This window comes from Rhodoblastus sp. (assembly GCF_041915505.1).
Taxonomy (GTDB): Bacteria; Pseudomonadota; Alphaproteobacteria; order Rhizobiales; family Beijerinckiaceae; genus Rhodoblastus.
Genome location: NZ_JAYSBG010000479.1, coordinates 1 through 2,164, shown reverse-complemented (window position 1 = coordinate 2,164; position 2,164 = coordinate 1). Strand labels below are relative to the sequence as shown.

General features: G+C 64.6%; 3 protein-coding genes. All 3 read left to right on the top strand.

The window, feature by feature from the left end; all coding sequences use genetic code 11:
- The first annotated feature begins 20 nt into the window (after positions 1–20).
- Complete coding sequence (locus tag ACE3S9_RS18880; RefSeq protein WP_374548019.1) at positions 21–152, top strand: DUF485 domain-containing protein; 132 nt, start codon at positions 21–23, stop codon at positions 150–152.
- Positions 152–1,864: a cation acetate symporter gene (locus ACE3S9_RS18875; protein WP_374548018.1), complete on the top strand. Its 1,713-nt coding sequence runs from the start codon at positions 152–154 to the stop codon at positions 1,862–1,864. The genes ACE3S9_RS18880 and ACE3S9_RS18875 overlap by 1 nt, the downstream gene beginning before the upstream one ends.
- A gap of 93 nt (positions 1,865–1,957) precedes the next feature.
- Positions 1,958–2,164, top strand: a 207-nt coding sequence (locus ACE3S9_RS18870) for a cyclic nucleotide-binding domain-containing protein (RefSeq protein WP_374548017.1), incomplete at its 3' end; no start/stop codon positions are given.

Below are 2,164 nucleotides of genomic sequence, written 5' to 3'. Positions count from 1 at the left end.
CGCCGCTGGCGGCCGGTTCGGTGACGACCATCGGAATCGTGATCGGCCTCGCCGTCATCGTTTCGGCCTTCGTCCTCACCGGGATCTACGTATCCAAGGCCAACGCCAGCTATGACGCCCTGACCAAGGAAATCGTCGAGGAGAGCAAGTGATGTCGCGCATCAAGACTGCCCCCTCCGCGGCGCTCGTCGCCGCTCTTTCTGCGCCGGCCTTCCTGGCCACGCCGGCTTTGGCTGACGCCATCGCGGGCGGCGCCGAAAAGCAGGCCACCAACTGGCACGCCATCGCCATGTTCGCGATCTTCGTGCTGTTCACGCTCGGCATCACTTATTGGGCTGCCAAGCGCACCAAGTCGGCGGCGCAATTCTATACCGCCGGCGGCGGCATCACCGGCTTCCAGAACGGCCTCGCCATCGCGGGCGACTATATGTCCGCCGCGTCGTTTCTGGGCATTTCCGGCCTGGTCTATCTGTCGGGCTTCGACGGCCTGATCTATTCGGTGGGCTGGCTGGTCGGCTGGCCGATCGTGACCTTCCTGATCGCGGAGCCGCTGCGCAACCTCGGCAAGTTCACCTTCGCCGACGTCGCCTCGTTCCGCTTCTCTCAGACGCCGATCCGCATTCTCGCGGCCTGCGGCACGCTGGTCACGGTGGCCTTCTACCTGATCGCCCAGATGGTCGGCGCGGGCAGCCTCATCAAGCTGCTGTTCGGCCTCGACTATACTTACGCGGTCATCATCGTCGGCATCCTGATGATCGTCTACGTGACGTTCGGCGGCATGGTCGCGACCACCTGGGTGCAGATCATCAAGGCCTGCCTGCTGCTCGCCGGCGCGACCTTCATGGCCTTCATGGTCCTGGCCAAATTCGGCTTCAGCCCCGAGGCTCTGTTCGCCAAGGCGGTCGAAATTCACCCGAAAAAGCTGGCGATCATGGAGCCGGGCGCGCTCATCACCAATCCGCTCGGCGCGGTTTCCCTCGGCCTCGCGCTGATGTTCGGCACCGCCGGCCTGCCGCATATCCTGATGCGCTTCTTCACCGTCGCCGACGCCAAGGAAGCGCGGAAATCGGTGTTCTACGCCACCGGCTTCATCGGCTATTTCTACATCCTGACCTTCATCATCGGCTTCGGCGCGATCGTGCTGGTCTCGACCAATCCGGAATTCCTGAATCCGGCGTTGGTCGCGCAGGGCAAGAACGGCATCGAGGCGATTCGCGGCGGCAACAATATGGCGGCGATCGACCTCGCCGGCGCGGTTGGCGGCGACACCTTCCTGGGCTTCATCTCGGCGGTGGCCTTCGCCACGATCCTCGCGGTCGTGTCGGGCCTGACGCTGGCGGGCGCCTCGGCGATCAGCCACGACCTCTACGCCACCGTCGTCAAGGGCGGCAAGGCCAATGAGCAGGACGAAATCCGCGTCTCGAAGATCGCGACCGTGGTTCTCGGCGTCGTCGCCGTGATCCTCGGCATCGTGTTCGAGAAGCAGAACGTCGCCTTCATGGTCGGCCTCGCCTTCTCGATCGCGGCCTCGTGCAACTTCCCGGTGCTGCTGATGTCGATGTTCTGGCGCGGCATGACCACCCGCGGCGCGGTGATCGGCGGCTTCCTCGGCCTGATCGCGGCCCTGGTCGGCGTGATCTTCTCGCCGGCGGTGTGGGAGGCGACCCTCGGCAATCCGAAGGGCTCGGCCCTGTTCCAGATCAGCAATCCGGCTCTGTTCTCGATGGCCATCGCCTTCATCGGCATCTGGCTGTTCTCGAAGCTCGACAACAGCGAGCGCGCGGCGATCGACAGGGACGGCTTCGACGCCCAATATGTCCGCTCGCAGACCGGCATCGGCGCCTCCGGCGCCTCCGCCCACTAAAACCAGCGGGGCGCGGTTCGAAAGCCGCGCCCCTTTTTCTTCGACTGCCCTGTTCTTGATAACGACAGGCCGCGACCAAGCGGCGAGGCGATCATGTCCGTCCTTCTCGACACTTCGACGGCGCCGTTCGACCGCCTGACTTCCGAAGAGGTCGAAACCTTGCGCGGCGCCATGGACGTCGCCTATTTCCGCCCCAATGAAACGATCATCGTGCAGGGCGGCGCGCCCGAGGGGCTCTATCTGGTCATCAAGGGGTGCGTCGAAGAGCGTGAGCACGGCGAACTGGTCGGCCTGCTCGGT

Coding starts and splice junctions, on each gene's coding strand:
- ACE3S9_RS18875 (WP_374548018.1), top strand. CDS start 152: ATGTCGCGCATCAAGACTGCCCCCTCCGCGGCGCTCGTCGCCGCTCTT.